The sequence below is a fragment of the Micromonospora sp. WMMD956 genome (assembly GCF_029626125.1).
Lineage (GTDB): Bacteria > Actinomycetota > Actinomycetes > Mycobacteriales > Micromonosporaceae > Micromonospora > Micromonospora carbonacea.
Genome location: NZ_JARUBI010000005.1, coordinates 3003608 through 3025893 on the forward strand (window position 1 = coordinate 3003608; position 22286 = coordinate 3025893).

Genomic DNA, 22286 nt, shown 5'->3' on the forward strand with positions numbered 1-22286 from the left:
GCCCGGCGGGCGGCCCGTCGCTGCTCCAGATGGCGCTGCGGGTCGAGCACGACATCTTCCTCGTCCGGCAGCGGGGCCGGGAGGTGGCCGAGGCGGTCGGGCTGGAACACCAGGACCAGGTCCGGCTCGCCACCGCACTGAGTGAGGTGGCCCGGGACCTGCTGCACCTCTGCGGTGGTGCGGACGTCACCTTCTCCGCCGTCGTCGAGGTGCAGGGCCCGGTCCACCTGCGCGTCGACCTGGCCCCGGTGCGCCCACTCCCCGGCGGCCGGTACGAGCCGCAGTCCGGCGCGGTGGCACGCCTCGTGGACATGCTGGGCGTGGTGGGCCGGGAGGGCGATACGGTCGTGAGGATGTCCCGACGTGTCCCGGCCAACGCGCAGGCGCTGACCCCGGAGCGCCTCGCCGAGCTGCGCGCCGAACTCGGCAGTTCCGCTCCGGCCAGCGCCCTCGACGAGCTCGCCCTCCAGAACGAGCAGCTCATCGCCGCCCTCGACGAGGTGCGCAGCCAGCGCGACGAGCTGGCCGTGCTCAACGAGGAGCTCCAGGAGACCAACCGGGGCGTGATGGCGCTCTACAACCAGCTCACCGAGGAGCTGGAGGAGACCAACCGGGGCGTGGTGGCCCTCTACGCCGAGCTGGACGAGAAGTCGGCCCAGCTCCGCACCGCCAGCGAGTCCAAGAGCCGGTTCCTGGCCAACGTCAGCCACGAACTGCGCGCCCCGGTGACCGCGATCATCGGGCTGAGCCGGCTGCTGGCCGACTCCGCGTCCGACCCGCTCACCGCCGAGCAGGCCCGCCAGGTGGGGCTGATCCGGGACTCCGCCACCGACCTGCTCGGCCTGGTCAACGACCTGCTCGACCTCGCGAAGGCGGAGTCCGGGCGGCTGGAGCCGAACTGGACCGAGGTCGACCTGCGGGCCATCTTCGGCCAACTGCGCGGCACCCTGCGGGCGTTGTCCACCAGGCCGGGCGTCGAGCTGGTGGTGGAGGACCCGCCGCCGCCGGGCAGGGTCCGTTCCGACGAGGTGCTGCTCGCCCAGGTGCTGCGCAACCTGCTGCACAACGGGCTCAAGTTCACCGAGCGGGGCGAGGTCCGGCTGCGCGCCGAGATCCGCGACGGGCGGTGGCGGCTGTCCGTCTCCGACACCGGGGCGGGCATCGCGCCGGAGCTGCACGAGCGGATCTTCGAGGAGTTCTACCAGGTGCCGGGGAGCACCCGCATCGGCGGCACCGGCCTCGGCCTGCCGTACGCCCGGCGGGTGACGCACCTGCTCGGCGGGGCCCTGGAGCTGACCAGCGAGCCGGGGCGGGGCAGCACCTTCACCGTCGTCCTGCCCACCGACGGGGCGTGACGGTGGACGGCGGTCAGGGGACCGTGCTGGTCGTCGACGACAGCCGTACCAAGCGCTACCTGCTGGTGAGCTGGCTGAGCCGGGCCGGCTTCGCGACGCTGGAGGCGGAGAGCGGCGGCGAGGCGCTGGCCCGGGTCGGGGTGGACCCGATCGACCTGGTGGTGCTCGACGTCCGGCTGCCCGACCTGACCGGGTTCGAGGTCTGCGAACGGATCAAGAAGGCCCACCCGGCGATGCCGGTGATCCACGTTTCGGCGCACGCGGTCGACGTCAACGACCGGGCGCAGGGCCTGACCCGGGGCGCGGACGCCTACCTGGCCGAGCCCATCGAGCCCGACGAGCTGGTCGCCACCACCCATGCCGTGCTGCGCTACTACCGGGCCCGGCAGCGCGCCGAGCTGCTCGCCGACCGGCTCAGCCGGCTCGCCGAGACGACCCTCGCCGTCAACTCCGCACCGAGCTTCCCACGGCTGATGGTCGCCGCGGCGAAGGGCGCGGCGGAGATGCTCGCCACCCCCGTCGTCGTGCTGGCCGAGACCATGGACGGGACCACGCTCGCCGCCGCCACCACCGGCCCCGGCGCGGAGCCCGTGGTCCGCCCCTGGCCGATGCCGGCCGACGACGTGCCGATCGGGGCGATCCTGCGCGGGCAGGTGGACCCGGCCGAGTGGGCGGTGCACGACTGGGGCGGCGAGCCGGAGCTGGTCGTCGCGGTCGCCCGGCTGCGCCCCGACCGGTCCCCCATCTACGTGGCGGTGCCGCCCCGGGCCCTGCTCCCCGACGCCCCGGTGGTGCGGCAGCTCGCCCAGGCCCTCGCGGCGGCCGTGGAGGCGCAGCGCACCCTCGACGAGGAGCACCGGATCGCGGTGACCCTGCAACGCAGCCTGTTGCCGCGCCGGCTGCCCGAGGTGACCGGGCTGGACCTCGCCGTCCGCTACGAGCCGGCCAGCGCGCAGACCGAGGTGGGCGGGGACTTCTACGAGCTGGTGATGCTCGGCGACGAGCTGCTGGTGGCCATCGGCGACGTGGCCGGCCACTCGCTGCACGCGGCGACGGTGATGGCCGAGCTGCGGCACGCGGTGCGGGCGTACGCGGTCGAGGGGCACCCGCCCGGCGTGGTCCTGACCCGGGTCGACGCGCTGATGCGCGCGCTGCTCCCCGGCGAGCTGGCCACCATCTGCGTGCTGCTGCTGCACCCCGGCACCGGCCGGATCCAGCTGGCCAGCGCCGGTCACCTGCCGGCGCTGATCAGCCGCGCCGGCCAGGTGGAGTACGTCAACCACTCCGCGCCGCTGCTCGGCGTGCGCGCGGACCGCCCCGCCGACCTGGAGTTCGTGCTGCCGGCCGGGTCGACGCTGGTGCTCTACACCGACGGGTTGATCGAGCGGCGGGACGCCACCATCGACGAGGGGCTGGCCGCCCTGGCCCGCTGCGCCGAGGCGGTGGACGACGACCTGGACGGCTTCTGCCAGCGGCTGGTGGTCGAGCTGGCCCCCACGGAGATCCAGGACGACGTGGCGGTGGTGGCGGTCCGCCGCAGGTAAGGAAGGGCACCTTGTTAACGCTTTCTGTTGTAAAGGGGCCCCTTCCTAACACCCGTCGCGCTGCTCGCCCGCCTTCAGCATCAGCCCGGCGAGGTGGACGGCGAGCGTGACGGGCGCGTCAGCGTACTCGTGCAGGAGCCGGCGGCGGGCAGGCGAGCAGGGCCACGGCCCGCCGCGGACCCGGCAGAGCCGGATCGACCGGACCGGCAGATGCCCCCGGGCCGGCGGGCGTTCGCGAGCCTGCGTCGCGTGTTCGCGGGCCGGGTCCCGGGGCCGTTCATCCACTGTGGCTGTCCCTTCTCGACTGGTGCGGGGACGTGCCGTCGTGCCAGTCGCGCCCCCGCGTGGTTCCGCCCGGGTCGGGGAATCGCGGGGGAAGACGACCGAACGGGCCTACTGGGGTCACATTCCGCTGATGTGACGGTTACTGTATGAATGGTCGCGGCCCGGGCCGTCCGGGCGTCCGGGCCGCGATTCCGCAGGTCCCATGGCAACCTGCCCGGCGTGGTGGTCGTGCGCGACTCGAAGGACCGCACCGGCCCGGTGCTGGCGTTCGCCCCGGCGACGTGGGGAGCCTTCCCACCCGCCTCGCCCCGTCCAACTGACCCGCTTCACCCCCCGTTGGCTGACCCGCTTCACCCCGGCCGGCTGAGCGAGCTTCTCGCCGGCCGGTGGAGCGAGCGGGCGTACGCGGCCGGGGTGAGGCCCGTCTCGGCGGCGAACTCGCGGATCAGGTGGGCCTGGTCGGCGTACCCGAGGTCGGCGGCGACGGCCGCCCAGTCCACCGGCCCGCCGCCGGCGGCGTGCTCGATCGCCTCCTGGATGCGGTACCGCCGGATCACCCACTTCGGGCCGACGCCGACGTGGTCGAGGAACAGCCGTTGCAGGCGTCGGGTGGTGGTGCCGTGCCGGCGGGCCAGGTCGTCGACCCGCAACACGCTGCGGTCGGTGCGGATCTCCCCGGCCAGCGCCAGCGCCTCCGCCGTCGGCGGGTCGGCCGCCGGGACACTGGCCGCCGCGACGCCGGCCGCCGACGGGGAGGCCGGCAGCGAGGCGGGGCGGGGGTGCCAGGTGAGCAGGAGGGCGTCGAGGGTGGCGGCGCGCTCGTCGTCCGTACCGTCGCAGGGGTGCCGGCCCCCGACGAGCCCGGCGGGCAGCGGGCGGCGCTCGCCGGTCAGCTCGGCGACCGGCCCCGGCCAGAACGGGCGGAACCCGCCGGGGCGGAACTGCACGCCGCTGACCCGGCCGGTGCCGGCGAGGGTGATCCGGAACAGCCCCCGCCCGACGCCGGCCACCTCGGCGGACCCGGAAGCCGGACCGTCCGCCGGGTCGCGGCGGAAGACGAGGTTGACCGCCGGGTGCGGGAGCACCCGCTGCTCGAACGGCTCATCGAGGTCCCAGTCGATCAGCCAGTAGTGCTCGACGTACGGGAGCAGGGCGGCGGCGGGCAGCCGGCGGCGGAAGCGGACCTCGCGCCGCAGCCGCGCGGGGTCGAGGATGCCCCGGTTGTCGGCGCGCGGGCCGCTGTCGCATTTCTTCAAGCTTGCCCTCCCGGGCTGCATACGCTGCCCCTATGACCACGAAGACTAGTGAACTGCTGGCGGATGCCGCGCCACGCGCCGTGGCGGTGGTCCGGGCGATCTCCGACGACCAGTTCGACCTGCCGACCCCGTGCGCGGACTACACCGTGCGGGACCTGCTCGGGCATCTCTTTCAGGTGGTGGTCAACTTCCAGGCGATGGCCGCCCGGGAGTCGGCGGACTGGGCCGACAAGACCGACCTGCTCACCGACGGCTGGCGGGACCGGTTCGCCGCCGAGACGGAGCGGCTGGTGGCGGCGTGGGCCGATCCGGCCGCGCTGGAGGGCGTGTCGCCGGGGATGGGCCTGCCGCAGGAGACCATCGGCGACATGGCGCTGATCGACCTGACCGTGCACGCGTGGGACCTGGCGCGGGCCACCGGCCAGCCGTACGAGGCCGCGCCGGCCGTGATCGCCACGCTTGACGCGTTCATGGACCGGATGGGCGAGATGGGCCAGCAGCAGGGTGCCTTCGCCGCCCCGGTCACCGCCCCGCCGAACGCCACCGACCTGGAGCGTGCCGTAGCCCGGATGGGCCGCGACCCCAACTGGTCCCCGAACTGACCCCCACCCTCGGCAGGGCAGGATGGGGCCGTGGACCTCGTGACGCTCGACGACATCCGGGCCGCCGCCGCCGACATCGCGCCGACCGTCCTGCGCACGCCGCTGCTGGCCGCGCCGTGGGACGACGGGCTGTGGCTGAAGCCGGAGAGCCTGCAACCGGTCGGTTCGTTCAAGCTGCGCGGAGCCACCCACGCGGTCGCCCGGCTCGACCCCGACGCGCGGGCCCGGGGGGTGGTCACCCACTCGTCCGGCAACCACGGCCAGGCCCTCGCGTACGCGGCGCGGGCCGCCGGCGTGCCGTGCACGGTGGTGGTGCCCGAGGGCGCGCCGGAGGTGAAGGTCGCCCGGATGCGGGCGTTCGGGGCGGAGGTGCTGCTCGTCCCGCCGGCCCGGCGGCTGGCGGAGGCCCAGCGGATCGTCGCCGAGACGGGGGCGACCCTGGTGCCGCCGTTCGACGACCGGCGGATCATCGCCGGCCAGGGCACCGTCGGGGCCGAGATCGTCGCCGACCTGCCCGACGTCGACGTGGTGCTGGTGCCCGTCGGCGGCGGCGGCCTCGCCTCCGGGGTCGCCACGGCGGTGAAGGCGCTGCGCCCGTCGACCGCCGTGTACGGCATCGAACCGCTGCTCGCCGCCGACGCGCGGGACTCGCTCGCCGCCGGGCGGGTGGTCACCTGGGACGTGGAGCTGACCTACCGCACCTGCGCGGACGGGCTGCGCACCAACCTGTCGGAGCTGACGCTGGCCCACCTGCGGGACCGCCTCGACGGCATCGTCACGGTGACCGAGGAGGAGATCCGGGCCGCCGCCGGTCGCCTGATCCGTGAGGCCCGGCTGGTCGTCGAGCCCAGCGGCGCGGTGGCCACGGCCGCCCGGCTGTTCCGCGCGGACGAGCTGCCACCGGGGCGTACGGCCGCGGTGATCACCGGCGGCAACGCCGACCCGGCGGTGCTCGCCGCCCTTCTCACCACCGCGTGACCAGTGGTGAGAAGGGTGCCCTTCTCGACCGTATGCGTTAACAGGGGGCCCTTCCTTACGCAGCGCCCAGGCGGTCGAGGATCCAGGCGTTGACGAACGCCTCCTCGCGCCACGAGTCGTACCGGCCGCTGGGGCCGCCGTGCCCGGCGCCCATCTCCGTCTTGAGCAGGTAGTCGCCCTGCGGGGCGGCCGCCCGCAGCCGGGCGATCCACTTGGCCGGCTCGTGGTAGAGCACCCGGGTGTCGTTGAGGCTGGTCACCGCGAGGATCGCCGGGTAGTCCACCGCCGCCACGTTCTCGTACGGTGCATAGGACTTCATGTACGCGTAGACCTCGGGGTCGTCGAGGGGGTTGCCCCACTCCTCCCACTCGGTGACGGTCAGCGGCAGCGACGGGTCGAGGATCGAGGTGAGCGGGTCCACGAAGGGCACCTGCGCGACGATGCCCGCGAACGCGTCCGGCGCGAGGTTGGCCACCGCGCCCATCAGCAGGCCGCCGGCCGAAGCGCCCCGGGCCACCAGCCGGTCGGCCGACGTCCAGCCCGACTTGACCAGGTGCCGGGCGCAGGCCACGAAGTCGGTGAACGTGTTCTTCTTGGCCAGCATCTTGCCCTGGTCGTACCAGCGCCGGCCCAGCTCGCCGCCGCCCCGCACGTGCGCGACGGCGAAGACCACGCCCCGGTCCAGCAGGGAGAGCCGGGCGACGGAGAACCACGGGTCCATGCTCGCCTCGTACGAGCCGTAGCCGTAGATGACGCAGCCGGCGGAGCCGTCGCGGGGGGTGCCGGCCCGGCAGACCAGCGAGATCGGCACGCGCGTGCCGTCGTCGGCGAGCGCCCAGTCCCGGTGCTGCTCGTAGTCGGCCGGGTCGTACTCGCGGCCGTCCGGGCCGGGCAGGACCGGCTTGCGGCGGCGCAGGGTCAGCTCCCGGGTGACCAGGTCGTAGTCGTACACCGACTCGGGGGCGACCAGCGAGGCGTAGCGCAGCCGGACCTGCCGGGTGCGGTATTCCGGGTTGCTGTCCAGCCCGACGCTGTAGATCGGCTCGGGGAAGTCGATGTCGTGACCGTCGCCGCCGCCGACCGGCAGCACCCGCAGCCCGGTCAGCCCGTTGGTGCGCAGCGACACGACCAGGTGGTCGGCGAACGCGTCGACCGACTCCAGCCGGGTGCCGGGGGTGTGCGGGATCAGCGGGACCCAGTCGCCGGGCGCGTCCGCCGAGGTGTACGCGAGCGCGAAGTCCTCGGCGTCGTCGTTGTGCAGGATCAGGAAGCGGTGCCCGTGGTGCTCGACGCTGTATTCCACGCCCTGCCGTCGGGGCGCGACGGACGCCGGCTCGCCGGTGGGGTTGCCGGCGGGGATGACCAGCACCTCACTGGTGATCTTGCTGTGGATGTCGATGAGGACGAACTTCTCCGACCGGGTCAGCTCGACGCCGACCCAGAACCGCTCGTCGTCCTCCTGGTGGACCACCACGTCCTCGGTGGACGGGGTGCCGATCCGGTGCCGCCACACCCGGTGGGGCCGCCAGGCGTCGTCGACGGTGACGTAGAACAGCACCGAGGCGTCGGCCGACCAGGCCGTGCCGTAGAAGGTGCCCGGCACCTCGTCGGCCAGCACCTCACCGGTGCTCAGATCCTTGACCCGCAGCGTGAACCGCTCGTCGCCGCTGAAGTCCGTCGAGTAGGCCAGCCAGCGCCCGTCGGGGCTCACGTCGAACGCGCCGAGGGAGAAGAAGTCGTGCCCCTCGGCGAGCAGGTTGCCGTCGAGCAGCACCTCCTCGCCGTCGAGCGGGGCGCCGTCCACGCTGACCGGCGGGTCGGTCTCGCCGTCGCGGACCGCGCGGCGGCACTGCACGCCGTACTGCTGGCCCTCGACGGTGCGCGTGTAGTACCAGTGGCCGCCCTTGCGGGCCGGCACCGACAGGTCGGTCTCCTGGGTGCGCCGGCGCGTCTCCTCGAACAGGGCGGCCCGCAGCTCCGCCAGGTGCGCGGTGCGCGCCTCGGTGTGCGCGTTCTCCGCCGTCAGGTGGGCGATCGTCTCCGGGTCGTCCTTGGCGGCCAGCCAGGCGTACTCGTCGACGACGGTGTCGCCGTGGTGGGTGCGCTCGCTGGGGACCCGCTTGGCGACGGGCACGGGAGTCTCGGTGGTCACGCCGGTCAGGTTACCGTCCGTCGGGACGCCGGCACCCGCCCGGCGAGATCGACGCCCGACACCCGCCCGGCGGCACGACCGGCTGTTCGAACACATGTACGATTGCGGCCATGGCGGCAGCAGCGGGGTCCATCGATCGGTCCGGGGCAGTGGGCATCACCCGTCGGCTGGCGGAGATCTGCGGCCCGCCCTTCGCGCGGTTCGCGGGGGCGGCCGACGAGGTGGCCGGCGCGCAGGCCCGGTGGGTGGCCGTGCCCGGCGCCCCGCAGGCCGCGGCCGAGGTGCTGCGGCTGGCCGCCGCCCACGACCTGACGGTGGTGCCCCGGGGCGCCGGCACGAAGATCGACTGGGGGGCCGCCCCCGCGCACGTCGACATCATGCTCGACACCGGGCGGCTGGCCGGCATCTGCCACCGGCCGGCCGACGGCGGCGTGGCCGAGATCGGCGCGGGCACCCCGCTGCGGGCCGCCCAGGCCGCCCTGGAGCGGGCGGGGCTGCGGCTGGCCCTCGACGCGCCCTCGCCCGGGGCCACCGTCGGCGGGGTGCTGGCCACCGACGAGTCCGGCCCGCTGCGGCACCGCCACGGCGGTCCCTGCGAGCAACTGGTCGGCCTGCGCTACCTGGACGCCGCCGGCGAGCTGATCAGTGCCGGCGGCGGCGCGCCCGGCCTGGAGCTGGCCCGGCTGCTGTGCGGGTCGCAGGGCGGCCTCGGCGTGCTCGTCTCGGCCACCCTGCGGGTGCAGCCGGTGCCGGCCAGCCAGGCATGGGTCACCCGCCCGGTGTGGAGCCCGCTGGAGGTCGACGACCTGGTCCGGGAGGTGCTCGCCGCCCGGCTCGACCCGGCGGCCGTGGAGCTGGACCTGCCGGCCCGGGCCAACCGGGTGCGCCCGCCGCTGCACCCCGACTCCCCGGAGGCCCTGGCCAGGGCCCGCCACCCCGCCATGTTCCGGCGCACGGTGACCCCGGCCGGGGCGGGCAGCCTGACCGTGCTGCTGGAGGGCGGTCCCGCCGACGTCGCCGAACGCGCCGACGGCCTGCGCGGCCTGTTGGGCGGGGAGGCGAAGACCGAGAGCTCGGCGCCGCAGTGGTGGCGGCGTTATCCGTTCGGCCCCGGCGAGACCGCGCTGCGCATCGAGGTGCCGGTCAGCGATCTGCACGCGGCCGTCTACGCGCTGCGCGACGCGGCCGGCGGCCCGGTGCCGGTGCGGGGCTCCGCCGGGCAGGGGGTGCTGCACGCCGGCCTGCCCGGCACCCTGCCCGCCGAGCGGGTGGCGTCCATCGTCGCCGGGGTGCGGGCCGTCCTGCTCGCCCGGCGGGGCCGGTGCGTGGTGGTCGCCGCGCCGCCGCCGGTGCGGGAGGCCGTCGACCTGTGGGGCGAGCTGGCCTCGCTGCCCCGGCTGCGGGCGGCGAAGGAATACCTGGACCCGCACCAGCGCCTGGCCCCGGGCCGCCTCCCCGGCGGCCTCTGACCGGCCCGCCGTGCCCCGCCCCTCCGTCACCATGCGCCCGCGCCGCGCCCGCCGCGCGCCCGCGCCCGCCGGGCCGGGTCGCCATGTCGGCGACATGGGGGTATCCCCGGCCCGGGATACCCCCATGTCGCCGACATGCAGCGCCGACGCGGCCCCCGGCCCCCGGCGCGGGCCGGATCCCCGTGGGCCGGGCGTCAGCGGCGGTCGTTGCGCAGCACCAGGATCGCGATGTCGTCGCGGGGCGTCTCGGCCGAGAACCCGATCGCCGTCGTCCGCAGCCGGGCGGCCACCACGTCGGCCGAGTAGCCGGCCAGCGGCGCGGCGGACTCCCGCAGCCGCTCCGTGCCGAACAGCTCCCGGCCGCGCCGACGCTCGGTCACCCCGTCGGTGTAGAAGATCAGCGAGTCGCCGGGGGTCAGGCTCAGCTCGGCGGCCGGGGAGGCGATCGTGTCGAGCAGGCCGAGCGCGGTGCCGCCGGCCCCGACGAACGCGGCACCGTCGCCGGCGCGCAGCAGCACCGGGCGGTCGTGGCCGGCCAGGTGCAGGGACACGTCGAGCTGGTCGCCCTCGCCCGGCCCGACGGCCGCCAGCGCCAGCGTGCAGTAGCGCCCGCCGCCCCGCTCGACCAGCGTGTTGTTGAGCCGGCCCAGCGCCTCCGGCAGCGGCTTGCCGTCGCTGACCAGCACCCGGATGACGTCGCGGACCAGCCCGGTGACGGCCGCCGCCTCGACCCCCTTGCCGGACACGTCGCCGACCACCACGAGCCAGCGCCCGTCGGGCAGGGGGAGCACGTCGTAGAAGTCGCCACCCACCTCGGCGTCGTCGCCGGTCGGCACGTACTCCGCGGCGAAGCCGATGCCGTCGACGACCGGCAGGACCGGCGGCAGCAGCGACCGCTGGAGCGTCTGCGCCACCCGCCGCCGCTCGGCGTGGATCCGGGCGTTCTCGATGGCCAGGGCCGCCCGCCGGGCCATGTCCTCCAGCACGGCCACCTCGTCGGGGTCGTGCCGGTGCCGCTGGTGGCGACCCACCGCCAGGGTGCCGAGCCGCTGCCCGCGCGCCACCAGCGGGACGGCGAAGCCCTCCATCGGCCCGCCCAGCGGCACCTGCGACCCGATCCGGGACGCCTCCCGCAGCCGGGACTGCACCGAGTCGGTCCCCGTCTCGCGGAGCACCTTGTGCAGTTGCGGCAGCACCGACTCGTCGGCGTGGGTGGCCGCCGCGAGCCGCAGCCGGCCCCACTCGTCGGCCGTGTGCACCGCGCACCACTGGCCGAGCCGGGGCACGACGAGCTGCGGGATCAGCACCATCGTCAGCTCGACGTCGAGGGACTGGGCGAGCAGCTCGCCCGCCTCGGCCAGGAACGTCAGCCAGGCCTGTCGCCGCACGTCGGCCCGGCGCAGCCGGTCGTTCTCCAGGTGCAGCGAGAGCCGCTCGGCGGTCAGCACGGCGAGCGGCCGCGCGTACGTCGAGGGGGCCGCGTCCAGCTCCAGCTCCCCGGAGTACGGCCGGTGCACCGCCAGCGGCACCCGCAGCAGCTCGTTGCCGGTGCGGGGGGTGCGACCGTAGCGGGCCAGCACCTGCGGGCCCAGCCCGTCGCCCCGGTCGAGTCGGACGAGTCCGCCGGCCGCGCCGACCATCTCGGCGAGCCGGGTGAGCAGGTCGGTGGCGAAGTCGGGCAGCGGGTCGTCGGCGTACTGGTCGGGGGCGGTCTGCATCAGCTCGCTCATCGCCCCGGCGCTGGGCCCCGCGTGCTCCGCTCCGCCGGCCGACGTCGGCGTGCCCCCGGCGGCGCCGGCCTGGGGGCCGGCGGCGACCCGCTGCCCGTCGGCCACGCCGGCCCGGTCCAGCCGGAACCACACCCCCTTGCCGGTGGGCAGGTAGGTCGTGCCCCACCGGCTGGCGAAGTGGTCCACCAGCAGCAGCCCCCGGCCCCGCTCGGACACCTCGTTGATCTCCGAGGTGTCGTTGCGTACGCCGATGGTCAGCTCGTCGACGGACCCGGCGGCGAAGTCGGAGACCGTCACGGTGAGGCCGACGTCGTCGCCGACGACCTCGATGTCCAGCTCGGTGCGGGCGTGTTCGACGGCGTTGGTGGTCAGCTCGGTGGTGAGCAGCAGGGCCTCGTTGAGCAGGTCGTCGAGGCGCGCGGCGGCGAGCACGGAGCGGACCAGGGCGCGGGCGGCGGCCGGTGTGCGCCGGTCCGCGGGCAGCCGGACCCGCCGGACGCGCTCGTCCGGACCGTCGAACGCCGCCGGCCCCGCCTCCGCTGACACCTCCGTATCCTCCACCGCCGCCGGGCCCCGCGCCAAGCTGATCCGGCACTCGGGGCCGTCGCGCCGGACGGGCCGCGGCCCGGCGACGGCGGCGTCGCCGGGCGTGGCGGGCCGGCGGGCGGCGCGTCCGGGGAGCCCAGCCGGGCACAATGAGGGAACGGCCGGTGCGTTCGACGGGCGCCGGCGGCCCCCGGAACTCAGCGAGGAATGCGATGACCACGGCGAAACACCAGGTAGCCGCGGACCCGTCCGCGCCGGACCAGGCCGCGCTGCTCGGCGATCTGGCGGAGGCGCTGCGGCGCGTGCGCGGTGGCGACCTGAAGGTGCGGCTGCGCCCCCGGGCGGGCGCGGCCGGCGAGGTGGCGGACGCGTTCAACGAGGTGGTGGCGCTCCAGGAGCGGCAGCACCGCGACCTGCTGCGGATCAGCCGGGTCGTCGGCCGCGACGGCCGGCTCAACGAGCGCCTGGAGGAGGAGGGGCTGGAGGGCTCCTGGGCGGAGGACCAGCGGGCGGTCAACTCGCTGATCGACGGCCTGGGCCGGCCGACCACCGAGATCGCCCGGGTGATCGTGGCGGTGGCCGACGGCGACCTCTCCCAGCACATGGCGTTGGAGATCGACGGCCGCCCGCTGCGGGGCGAGTACCTGCGGATCGGCCGCACGGTCAACACGATGGTCGACCAGCTCTCGTCGTTCTCCAACGAGGTGACCCGGGTGGCCCGGGAGGTGGGCACCGAGGGCAAGCTCGGCGGCCAGGCCGACGTGCGCGGCGTGGCCGGCACCTGGAAGGACCTCACCGACTCGGTGAACACCATGGCGTCGAACCTGACCGGCCAGGTGCGGTCGATCTCCCAGGTGGCGACGGCCGTGGCGAAGGGCGACCTGTCGCAGAAGATCACGGTCGGGGCGCGCGGCGAGGTCGCCGAGCTGGCCGACACGATGAACTCGCTCACCGACACGCTGCGCCTCTTCGCCGAGCAGGTGACCCGGGTGGCGCGCGAGGTGGGCACGGAGGGCAAGCTCGGCGGCCAGGCCGACGTGCCGAACGTCGCCGGCACCTGGAAGGACCTGACCGACAGCGTCAACTCGATGGCGTCGAACCTGACCGCGCAGGTGCGCAACATCGCCCAGGTCTCGACGGCCGTCGCCCGGGGCGACCTGTCGCAGAAGATCACCGTCGCCGCCCAGGGCGAGATCCTGGAGCTGAAGGACACCGTGAACACGATGGTGGACCAGCTCAGTTCGTTCGCCGACGAGGTGACGCGGGTGGCGCGTGAGGTGGGCATCGAGGGCAAGCTCGGCGGTCAGGCCCAGGTGCGCGGGGTCTCCGGCACCTGGCGCGACCTCACCGAGAACGTCAACCAGCTCGCCGGCAACCTGACCAGCCAGGTCCGCAACATCTCGCAGGTCTCGACGGCGGTCGCGAAGGGCGACCTGAGCCAGAAGATCACGGTGGACGCGCAGGGCGAGATCCTGGAGCTGAAGAACACCGTGAACACGATGGTGGACCAGCTCAGCTCGTTCGCCGACGAGGTGACGCGCGTCGCGCGTGAGGTGGGCACCGAGGGCAAGCTGGGCGGCCAGGCACAGGTCAAGGGCGTTCTGGGTACGTGGCGCGACCTGACCGACAACGTCAACTCGATGGCGTCGAACCTGACGTCGCAGGTGCGCAACATCGCCTCGGTGACCACGGCGGTGGCGAAGGGTGACCTGTCGCAGAAGATCACGGTGGATGCCCGGGGTGAGATCCTGGAGTTGAAGTCGACGGTGAACACGATGGTGGACCAGCTCAGTTCGTTCGCCGACGAGGTGACGCGGGTGGCGCGTGAGGTGGGCACCGAGGGCAAGCTGGGCGGTCAGGCGCAGGTGCGCGGCGTCGCGGGCACCTGGCGCGACCTGACCGACAACGTGAACTCGATGGCGTCGAACCTCACCGCCCAGGTGCGCAACATCGCCCAGGTCTCCACGGCGGTGGCGAAGGGTGACCTGTCGCAGAAGATCACGGTGGATGCCCGGGGTGAGATCCTGGAGTTGAAGTCGACGGTGAACACGATGGTGGACCAGCTCAGTTCGTTCGCCGACGAGGTGACGCGGGTGGCGCGTGAGGTGGGCACCGAGGGCAAGCTGGGCGGTCAGGCGCAGGTCAAGGGCGTCTCCGGCACGTGGCGGGACCTCACGGACAACGTGAACTCGATGGGGTCGAACCTGACGTCGCAGGTGCGCAACATCGCCTCGGTGACCACGGCGGTGGCGAAGGGCGACCTGAGCCAGAAGATCACGGTGGACGCGCAGGGCGAGATCCTGGAGCTGAAGAACACCGTCAACACGATGGTGGACCAGCTCCGGTCGTTCGCCGACGAGGTGACCCGGGTGGGCCGCGAGGTCGGCATCGAGGGCAAGCTGGGCGCGCAGGCCCAGGTTAAGGGCGTCTCCGGCACGTGGCGGGACCTGACGGAGAACGTCAACCAGCTCGCCTCGACGCTCACCACCCAGCTCCGGGCCATCGCCCAGGTGTCGACGTCGGTGACCCGGGGCGACCTGACCCAGCGGATCGCGGTCGAGGCGCAGGGCGAGGTCGCCGACCTGAAGGACAACATCAACCAGATGATCGTCACCCTCCGGGAGACGACGAAGAAGAACGCCGAGCAGGGCTGGCTGGACTCCAACCTGGCCCGCATCGGCGGCCTGCTCCAGGGGCAGCGCGACCTCGGCGAGGTCTGCCGGATGATCATGATGGAGGTGACCCCGCTGGTCGACGCGCAGCTCGGCGCGTTCTTCCTGGCGGACACCTCCGACGGCAGCATGCGACTGCGGCTGACCGCCTCGTACGGCTACGTGGCGCGGGGGCACGACGTCACGTTCGGGCCGGGCGAGGGACTGGTCGGGCAGGCCGCCCTCTCCCGGCGGACGATCCGGGTGAGCGCCTCGCCGGACGGCCGGCTCACCCTGCGTTCCGGGCTGGCCAACACCCCGCCGGCCGACCTGGTGGTGCTCCCCGTCCTGTTCGAGGGCGAGCTGCTCGGCGTGATCGAGTTCGCCGGCGTGGCGGCCTTCCCCGACCTGCACCTGGCGTTCCTGGAGCGGCTGGTGCTGACCATCGGCGTGGCGGTCAACACCATCCAGGCCAACCGGCGCACCGAGGAGCTGCTGGCGCAGTCGCAGCGGCTGGCCCACGAGCTCCAGGAGCAGTCGGCCGAGTTGCAGCGCACCAACGCCGAGCTGGAGGACAAGGCCCAGCTCCTGTCGGAGCAGAAGGCCAACATCGAGACCCAGAACCGGGAGATCGAGCTGGCCCGGCTGGGCCTGGAGGACAAGGCGCAGCAGCTCACCCGGGCGTCGGCGTACAAGTCCGAGTTCCTGGCCAACATGAGCCACGAGCTGCGTACGCCGCTGAACTCGTTGCTGCTGCTCGCGCGGCTGCTGGTGGAGAACTCGGAGCAGAACCTCACCCCGAAGCAGATCGAGTTCGCCCGGACGATCCACGGCTCCGGCTCGGACCTGCTGCGCCTGATCGACGACATCCTCGACCTGTCGAAGATCGAGGCGGGCCGGATGGACGTCGAGCCGACGGAGGTCCAGTTCGCCGAGATCCGGGGGTACGTCGAGCAGGCGTTCGCCCCGCAGGCGGAGGAGAAGGGCCTCGACTTCCAGGTGCGGCTGGCCAAGGAGCTGCCCCCGGCGCTGGTCACCGACGCGCAGCGGTTGCAGCAGATCCTGCGCAACCTGCTCTCCAACGCGGTGAAGTTCACCGACAACGGCGCGGTGACGCTGCGCATCGCCCCGGCCCCCGAGAACGTCGTGTTCGACGTGCCGGCGCTGACCAACGCCCGTCAGGTGATCGCCTTCACGGTGATCGACACGGGCATCGGCATCTCGGACGACAAGTTGTCGCTGATCTTCGAGGCGTTCCAGCAGGCGGACGGCACGACCAGCCGCCGCTACGGCGGGACGGGGCTGGGCCTGTCGATCAGCCGGGACCTGGCCCGCCTGCTCGGCGGCTCGATCACGGTCAGCTCGGCGCCCGGGGAGGGTTCGACGTTCACCCTCTACGTGCCGGAGGTGCTGGCGCCGGACGCGGTGGTCGCGCCCGCGCCGCCCTCGCCGGCCCGGGCGGGCCTGCCGTCGTCGCTGCTCATGCCCCCGCTGGAGCTGCCGGAGCCGGCCGACACGCCGGGGACCCGCCGACTGGAGGGCGTGACCGTGCTGATCATCGACGACGATGTGCGAAATGTCTTCGCTCTGACCAGCGCATTGGAGTTGCACGGTATGACCGTGTTGTACTCGGACAACGGGGCGGACGGGGTCCGCCTGCTGGCCGAGCATCCGGAGGTGGACATCGTGCTGATGGACGCGATGATGCCCGACCAGGACGGCTACGAGACGACCCGGCAGATCCGCCGCAACCACCACTTCGCCGACCTCCCGATCGTCTTCCTGACCGCGAAGGCGATGCCGGGGGACCGCGAGTCCGCGCTCGCGGCGGGAGGCAGCGACTACATCACCAAACCGGTCGACCTGGACGAGCTGATCGAGCTGATGTCGTCCTGGGCGAGCGGCAGCCGAGGCGAGGAGAGTTCGTGATTCAGACGGCCAAGGCGCTGCTGGTCGACGACCGGCGGGAGAACCTGATGGCCCTGGAGGCGATCCTCCAGGGACTGCCGGTGCAGTCGGTGGCGGTGGAGAGCGGCGAGGCGGCGCTCAAGCAGTTGCTGGTGGACGACTTCGCGGTCATCCTGCTGGACGCGCAGATGCCCGACATGGACGGCTTCGAGACCGCCAGCCACATCAAGCGGCGGGAACGCACCCGGCACGTGCCGATCATCTTCCTCACCGCCGCCGACAAGGACGCCCAGCTCGCCCTCCGCGGGTACGCGGTCGGCGCGGTGGACTACCTGACCAAGCCCTTCGACCCGTGGGTGCTGCGGGCCAAGGTGTCGGTGTTCGTGGAGCTGTGGGTGAAGACCCGGCAGTTGGCGGCGCAGTCCGACCTGGTCCGCGAACGCGAGACGCAGTGGCGGGCGCTCACCGACGCGGTCGACGAGGCCACGGCGCTGCTGCGCGGCGACGCGCCGGACGGCCGCGCCCGCGCCGTGGAACTCCTCGAACAGGCCCGCTGGGGCAACAGCCTCTAGATCGCGCGGCACCGGAGCCGCTGGAACGCGCCGAATCGGAGCCGCTGGAACGCGCCGAACCGGGCCGGGTGCGTCGACCGGTGGGGCGGCGGCCGGCGGAGGGGCGGTCGGCAGGCGCGGCGGCCGGCGGGGCGTCAGCGGCCGGCCGGGTGCCCGTCGTGCCCGGTGGCGGCGCGCCGGGCCCGCCAGCGCTCGCCCAGCGCATCGATCTCCTCCTGGACGAAGACGAAGAAGTCGCGCATCTCGGAGACCCGCTCGCCGGCCACGGTGCCGCGTCCGTTCAGGGCGTCGACCCCGCCGTCGGCGAGGTCGATGAGGTTCTTGTAGATCCCGGTCTTGGTGAGGGTCCCCTCGTACCAGGGGTTGTCGGGCAGCCGGTAGCGGTCGCGGCGGGAGCCCTTCACCGGCTCGCGGACCAGCATGCCGAACTGGGTCAGGTAGCGGACCGCGCCGGAGACGGCCGCCGCGCTGACGCCGAGCCGCTCGCCGATCTCGGCGGCGGTCAGCGGGTCGTCCGCGCTCATGACCGTGAACAGCACCCGGGCCGCCATCCGGGGGAAGCCGACCTCCGCGAAGGCCATGGCCATCCGTTCGACGAAGTGGTGGACCGCCTCCTCGTTGCGGCGGGGCGGATCGGCGGCGCTCATCGGGTTCTCCTCGGCAGTCGGGTATCAGATCGTGCCTCAGGTTCCACATACTTCACAACTTTCTGAAATCACTGTAGCTTCGGAATCGTGGAAACTCCGATAGAGATCTCCGGCCTGGTGAAGACCTTCGGCCGGACCAGGGCGCTCGACGGGCTCGACCTGACCGTCCGCGCCGGCGAGGTGCACGGGTTCCTGGGCCCCAACGGGGCCGGCAAGTCCACCGCCATCCGGGTGCTGCTCGGCCTGCTCCGCGCCGACGCGGGAACCGTCCGGCTGCTCGGCGGCGACCCCTGGCGCGACGCCGTCGCCCTGCACCGCCGCCTCGCGTACGTGCCCGGCGACGTGACGCTGTGGCCCAACCTGACCGGCGGCGAGGTGATCGACCTGCTCGGCCGGATGCGCGGCGGCCTCGACCGCGCCCGCCGCGACAAGCTGCTCGCCGCCTTCGAGCTGGACCCGCGCAAGAAGGGCCGGGCCTACTCCAAGGGCAACCGGCAGAAGGTCGGCCTGGTCGCCGCCCTCGCCTCCGACGCCGAGCTGCTGATCCTCGACGAGCCCACCTCCGGGCTCGACCCGCTGATGGAGGAGGTCTTCCAGCACTGGGTCCGCCGGGCCCGCGCCGACGGCCGCACCGTCCTGCTCTCCAGCCACATCCTCGGCGAGGTCGAGGCCCTCTGCGACCGGGTGACGATCATCCGCGCCGGCCGGGCCGCCGAGGCCGGCACCCTGAGCGAGCTGCGCCACCTCCAGCGCACCAGCGTCGACGCCGAGCTGGCCGGGCCGCCGCACGGGCTGGCCGGGCTGCCCGGCGTGCACGACCTGCGGGTCGATGGCGACCGCGTCCGCTTCGACGTGGACACCCCGGCCCTCGACGCCGCGCTGCGCCGGCTCACCGAGATCGGCGTACGCAGCCTGGTCAGCCGGCCGCCCACGCTGGAGGAGCTGTTCCTGCGGCACTACGGCACGGCCGCGCCCGACGCCGCCCCGGCCGGGGCGGCGCGATGAGCCGCGCAGTCGCCGCACCGGGCGGCGCGACGAGCCGTGCAGCCGCCGGGCGGGGCGGGCCGCTCACCGGCACCCGGCACCTGGCCCGGCTGATCCTGCGGCGCGACCGCGTCCTGCTGCCGATCTGGGTGCTGGTGATCGCCGCCCTCCCTGCCAGCTACGCGGCGACCTACGCCGAGCTGTACCCGACCGCCGCCCAGCGCGCCGAATACCTGGCCACCACCGCCGGCAACCCGTCGGTCGAGGCGCTGCTCGGCCCCGCGTACGGCGACAGCGTCGGCGCGCTCGCCGCCCAGCGGGCCGGGCTGTTGCACCTGATCGTGGGCCTGATCAGCCTGCTCGTCGTCGTCCGGCACACCCGCACCGAGGAGGAGGCGGGTCGGCGGGAGCTGCTCGGTGCCACCGTCCTCGGCCGGGCCGCGCCGCTGGCCGCCGCGCTGCTCGTCACGTACGCGGCGGACCTGCTGCTCGGGCTGCTCGTCGCCGGTGGCCTGGTCGCCACCGACCTGCCGGCCGCCGGCTCGGTGGCGTTCGGGCTGTCGGTGACCCTCGCCGGGATGTTCTTCGCCACCGTCGGCGCGCTCGCCGCGCAGCTCACCGAGAGCGCGGGCGCCGCCCGGGGGCTGGGCCTCGCGGCCCTCGGCGTGGCCTACCTGGTCAGGCTCGCCGGGGACGCCGGCGGGGTGGAGTGGCTGAGCCGGCTCTCCCCGCTGGGCCTGGCCCAGCGCACCCACCCCTACACCTCCGAGCGGTGGTGGCCGCTGGCGGTGCTGGCCGGGCTGACCGCCCTGGTCGGTGCGCTGGCGTCGCGGCTGGCCGCCCGGCGGGACCTCGGCGCCGGCGTGCTGCCGCAGCGGCTCGGCCCGGCCACCGCCGGTGCCGCCCTCGCCGGCCCGCTGGGGTTGGCCTGGCGGCTCAACCGGGTCGCCCTGATCGGCTGGACCGTCGGCGCGGCGGCGCTCGGGGCGGTGCTCGGCGGCGCGGCCGAGGCGGCCGGGGGCGCGGTGGAGGGCAACGAGGCCGTCGCCCGGCTGATGGAGCGGCTGGGCGGCAGCACGTCGGTCGCGGAGGCGTACCTCGGGGCGACCCTGAGCATCACCGCCCTCGCCGCCGCCGGCTACGGCATCCAGGCCGCGCTGCGGATGCGGGCCGAGGAGACCGCCCAGCGGGCCGAGCCGGTGCTCGCCACCGGCGTGAGCCGTTCCCGCTGGCTGCTCGGCCACCTCGCCTTCGCCCTGCTCGGCCCGGCGGTCGTGCTGGTCGTCACGGGCCTGGCGACGGGCCTGGCGTACGGCCTCAGCACCGGCGACGTCGCCGGGCGGGTGCCCCGGCTGACCGGGGCGGCGCTGGCCCACGTGCCGGCGGTGTGGGTGCTGGTCGGCGTGGCGGTGCTGCTGTTCGGCCTGCTGCCGCGCGTCAGCGTCGGGGTGGCCTGGGCGACGCTCGCGGCCTGCCTGCTGCTCGGCCAGCTCGGCGCGGTGCTGGAGCTGAGCCAGTGGCTGCTGGACCTGTCGCCGTTCACCCACACCCCGCAGGTGCTGGGCGGGCCCGTGCCCCGGACTCCGCTGCTGGCGCTCACCGCCGTCGCGGCGGCCCTGTCGGCGGCGGGCCTGCTGGCGTTCCGCCGCCGCGACCTGCCGAGCTGACGCGACCAGCCGCCGAGCTGACGCGACCAGCCGCCGAGTGACGCGGCCCGGCCGGCCGAGCTGACGCGATCAGCCCGGCCGGTGCCCGGGTCAGTCGGCGGCCGCGCCGTTGCGGATCATCAGGGCCGAGCGCAGGCCCGTGATGTCCAGGACGCGCAGCAGGAAGTCGCCGACGTTGGTCAGGACCAGCAGGCTCTGCGCGTGGCTGGCCTTGCGGCTCAGGACGACCAGGGTGCCCAGGCCCTGCGAGTCGCAGAAGGTGACGCCGCCCAGGTCGAGGACGATGCGCGGCGGCGGGTCGGCCAGCGCCTCGTTGACGGCGGTCGAGAGCTGGGCGGCCGTGAGCATGTCGATCTCACCGGCGAGGCGAAGCACGGCTTCATCGCCCGTCCGGTGTACCGTGATGGACAGTTCGGCACGATCCACCCGGTCAGCCTATCGCGATCTCGCTCACCCGGCCCGTTGAGGCGACCAGCGCGGCGGGCCCCGCCGCAGCGACCGTCCCAGCCCCCGCCGAGCCCCACCGCCGGGGTGAGCCCGGTAACCCCGATCAGGGGTGGCTGCCGATTCGCCGTCCGGCGCTGACACAATGGCCGCATCGTGACCGATGACTTTTCCGCCGGATCCGGCCGCTACCCGGCCGACGCGCCGGCCTCAGAGGCCCTGTTCGACCGCGCCCGCGCCATCGTGCCGGGCGGGGTCAACTCTCCCGTGCGCGCGTTCCAGGCCGTCGGCGGGACGCCGCGCTTCATGGTCCGGGGGGAGGGCCCCTGGCTCTACGACGCGGACGGCCGGCGCTACGTCGACCTGGTCTGCTCCTGGGGCCCGCTGCTGCTCGGGCACGCCCACCCCGAGGTGGTCGACGCCGTCCAGGCCGCCGCCGCCCGGGGCACCAGCTTCGGCACCCCGACCCCCGGCGAGGTCGAGCTGGCCGCCGAGATCGTCGACCGGACCCCGGTCGAGCAGGTCCGCCTGGTCAACTCGGGCACCGAGGCCACCATGTCGGCGATCCGGCTGGCCCGGGGCCACACCGGCCGCTCCAAGATCATCAAGTTCGCCGGCTGCTACCACGGGCACGTCGACGCGCTGCTCGCCGCCGCCGGCTCCGGCGTGGCCACCCTCGGCCTGCCCGACTCGCCGGGCGTCACCGGCGCGGCGGCGGGCGAGACCATCGTGCTGCCGTACAACGACGTCGCCGCCGTCGAGGAGGCGTTCGCCGCGCAGGGGCAGCACATCGCGGCCGTCATCACCGAGGCGGCGGCCGGCAACATGGGCGTGGTCGCCCCGCGCGACGGGTTCAACGCCCAGCTCGCCCGGATCGCCCACGCCCACGGCGCGCTGCTCATCGTCGACGAGGTGATGACCGGGTTCCGGGTGTCCCGCTCCGGCTGGCACGGGCTCGACCCGGTCGACGCCGACCTGTGGACGTACGGGAAGGTCATGGGTGGCGGGCTGCCCGCCGCGGCCTTCGGCGGGCGCGCGGAGATCATGGCGCGACTCGCCCCGGCCGGGCCGGTCTACCAGGCCGGCACGCTCTCCGGAAACCCCCTCGCGTGCGCCGCCGGCCTGGCCACGCTGCGGCTGGCCGACGACGCCGTCTACCGCCGGCTCGACGACACGGCCGCCGTCGTGGGCAAGCTCGCCTCCGACGCGCTGGCCGCCGCCGGGGTCCCGCACCGCCTGTCGTACGCGGGCAGCATGTTCTCGATCTTCTTCACGGACGCCGACGTGGTCGACTACGACAGCGCGCGGACCCAGCAGGTCCCGGCGTTCCGGGCGTTCTTCCACTCGATGCTCTCCGACGGCGTCTACCTGCCGCCGAGCGCGTTCGAGTCCTGGTTCGTCTCGGCGGCGATCGACGACGCCGCCCTGGAGCGGATCGCCTCGGCCCTGCCGGCGGCGGCGGGCGCGGCGGCAGCGGCAGGTAACGGGGGGTAACC

Annotated in this window: 16 protein-coding genes and 1 pseudogene; 11 read left to right on the top strand and 6 right to left on the bottom strand. The window is 74.3% G+C overall.

Annotation, left to right across the window (positions count from 1 at the left end; all coding sequences use genetic code 11):
- Positions 1–29: 29 nt before the first annotated feature.
- Together O7628_RS13885 and O7628_RS13890 are read left to right on the top strand one after the other, a co-directional pair.
- Positions 30–1355, top strand: a complete 1326-nt coding sequence (locus O7628_RS13885; RefSeq protein ID WP_278136307.1) for an ATP-binding protein — start codon at positions 30–32, stop codon at positions 1353–1355.
- A gap of 2 nt (positions 1356–1357) precedes the next feature.
- A complete protein-coding gene (locus O7628_RS13890; protein ID WP_278136308.1) occupies positions 1358–2899 on the top strand; it encodes a SpoIIE family protein phosphatase in 1542 nt (513 codons plus the stop codon).
- 45 nt (positions 2900–2944) lie between these two features.
- Here O7628_RS13890 and O7628_RS13895 read toward each other — a convergent pair whose 3' ends face one another.
- Positions 2945–3184, bottom strand: a complete 240-nt coding sequence (locus tag O7628_RS13895; protein ID WP_278130880.1) for a hypothetical protein — start codon at positions 3182–3184, stop codon at positions 2945–2947.
- Between the two features lie 204 nt (positions 3185–3388).
- On the opposite strand from O7628_RS13895, the pseudogene O7628_RS13900 reads away from it, so the two are divergent.
- Positions 3389–3478: pseudogene (locus O7628_RS13900) on the top strand (DUF397 domain-containing protein); the annotation flags it as partial.
- A gap of 56 nt (positions 3479–3534) precedes the next feature.
- On the opposite strand, the gene O7628_RS13905 reads toward O7628_RS13900, so the two are convergent.
- Positions 3535–4440, bottom strand: a complete 906-nt coding sequence (locus tag O7628_RS13905; protein ID WP_278130882.1) for an AraC family transcriptional regulator — start codon at positions 4438–4440, stop codon at positions 3535–3537.
- Between the two features lie 32 nt (positions 4441–4472).
- On the opposite strand from O7628_RS13905, the gene O7628_RS13910 reads away from it, so the two are divergent.
- Both O7628_RS13910 and O7628_RS13915 read left to right on the top strand, forming a co-directional pair.
- Positions 4473–5042, top strand: coding sequence for a TIGR03086 family metal-binding protein (locus O7628_RS13910; protein WP_278130884.1), 570 nt, complete (start codon positions 4473–4475; stop codon positions 5040–5042).
- A 30-nt stretch (positions 5043–5072) separates the two neighbouring features.
- The gene (locus O7628_RS13915; RefSeq protein ID WP_278130886.1) at positions 5073–6020 is read left to right on the top strand and encodes a pyridoxal-phosphate dependent enzyme; all 948 of its coding nucleotides are present in this window, start codon (positions 5073–5075) and stop codon (positions 6018–6020) included.
- Positions 6021–6075: 55 nt separating this feature from the next.
- Here the strand turns inward: O7628_RS13915 and O7628_RS13920 are convergent, their stop codons facing one another.
- On the bottom strand, positions 6076–8172 hold the full coding sequence (locus O7628_RS13920) for a S9 family peptidase (protein WP_278130888.1): 2097 nt from the start codon (positions 8170–8172) through the stop codon (positions 6076–6078).
- 110 nt (positions 8173–8282) lie between these two features.
- Here O7628_RS13920 and O7628_RS13925 point away from each other — a divergent pair, with 110 nt between their 5' ends.
- The gene (locus O7628_RS13925) at positions 8283–9641 is read left to right on the top strand and encodes an FAD-binding oxidoreductase (RefSeq protein ID WP_278130890.1); all 1359 of its coding nucleotides are present in this window, start codon (positions 8283–8285) and stop codon (positions 9639–9641) included.
- Positions 9642–9835: 194 nt separating this feature from the next.
- Here the strand turns inward: O7628_RS13925 and O7628_RS13930 are convergent, their stop codons facing one another.
- The gene (locus O7628_RS13930; protein WP_278130892.1) at positions 9836–11917 is read right to left on the bottom strand and encodes a SpoIIE family protein phosphatase; all 2082 of its coding nucleotides are present in this window, start codon (positions 11915–11917) and stop codon (positions 9836–9838) included.
- A 212-nt stretch (positions 11918–12129) separates the two neighbouring features.
- Between O7628_RS13930 and O7628_RS13935 the strand changes: the two genes are divergently transcribed.
- Both O7628_RS13935 and O7628_RS13940 read left to right on the top strand, forming a co-directional pair.
- Complete coding sequence (locus O7628_RS13935) at positions 12130–16497, top strand: HAMP domain-containing protein (protein ID WP_074475492.1); 4368 nt, start codon at positions 12130–12132, stop codon at positions 16495–16497.
- On the top strand, positions 16494–17048 hold the full coding sequence (locus tag O7628_RS13940) for a response regulator (protein WP_074475491.1): 555 nt from the start codon (positions 16494–16496) through the stop codon (positions 17046–17048). Before O7628_RS13935 ends, O7628_RS13940 begins: the two co-directional genes overlap by 4 nt.
- A 134-nt stretch (positions 17049–17182) precedes the next feature.
- Here the strand turns inward: O7628_RS13940 and O7628_RS13945 are convergent, their stop codons facing one another.
- Positions 17183–17695, bottom strand: a complete 513-nt coding sequence (locus O7628_RS13945; RefSeq protein ID WP_278130896.1) for a MarR family transcriptional regulator — start codon at positions 17693–17695, stop codon at positions 17183–17185.
- 87 nt (positions 17696–17782) lie between these two features.
- Here O7628_RS13945 and O7628_RS13950 point away from each other — a divergent pair, with 87 nt between their 5' ends.
- Both O7628_RS13950 and O7628_RS13955 read left to right on the top strand, forming a co-directional pair.
- On the top strand, positions 17783–18700 hold the full coding sequence (locus tag O7628_RS13950; RefSeq protein ID WP_278130898.1) for an ABC transporter ATP-binding protein: 918 nt from the start codon (positions 17783–17785) through the stop codon (positions 18698–18700).
- Positions 18697–20346 carry an ABC transporter permease gene (locus tag O7628_RS13955; protein WP_278130900.1) on the top strand — a complete coding sequence of 550 codons (1650 nt, stop codon included), beginning with the start codon at positions 18697–18699 and terminating at the stop codon, positions 20344–20346. Before O7628_RS13950 ends, O7628_RS13955 begins: the two co-directional genes overlap by 4 nt.
- Before the next feature lie 90 nt (positions 20347–20436).
- On the opposite strand, the gene O7628_RS13960 is transcribed toward O7628_RS13955, so the two are convergent.
- Positions 20437–20772, bottom strand: a complete 336-nt coding sequence (locus tag O7628_RS13960; RefSeq protein ID WP_074475488.1) for an STAS domain-containing protein — start codon at positions 20770–20772, stop codon at positions 20437–20439.
- A 174-nt stretch (positions 20773–20946) separates the two neighbouring features.
- On the opposite strand from O7628_RS13960, the gene hemL reads away from it, so the two are divergent.
- The gene (gene hemL / locus O7628_RS13965; RefSeq protein WP_278130902.1) at positions 20947–22284 is read left to right on the top strand and encodes a glutamate-1-semialdehyde 2,1-aminomutase; all 1338 of its coding nucleotides are present in this window, start codon (positions 20947–20949) and stop codon (positions 22282–22284) included.
- Positions 22285–22286 lie beyond the last annotated feature (2 nt).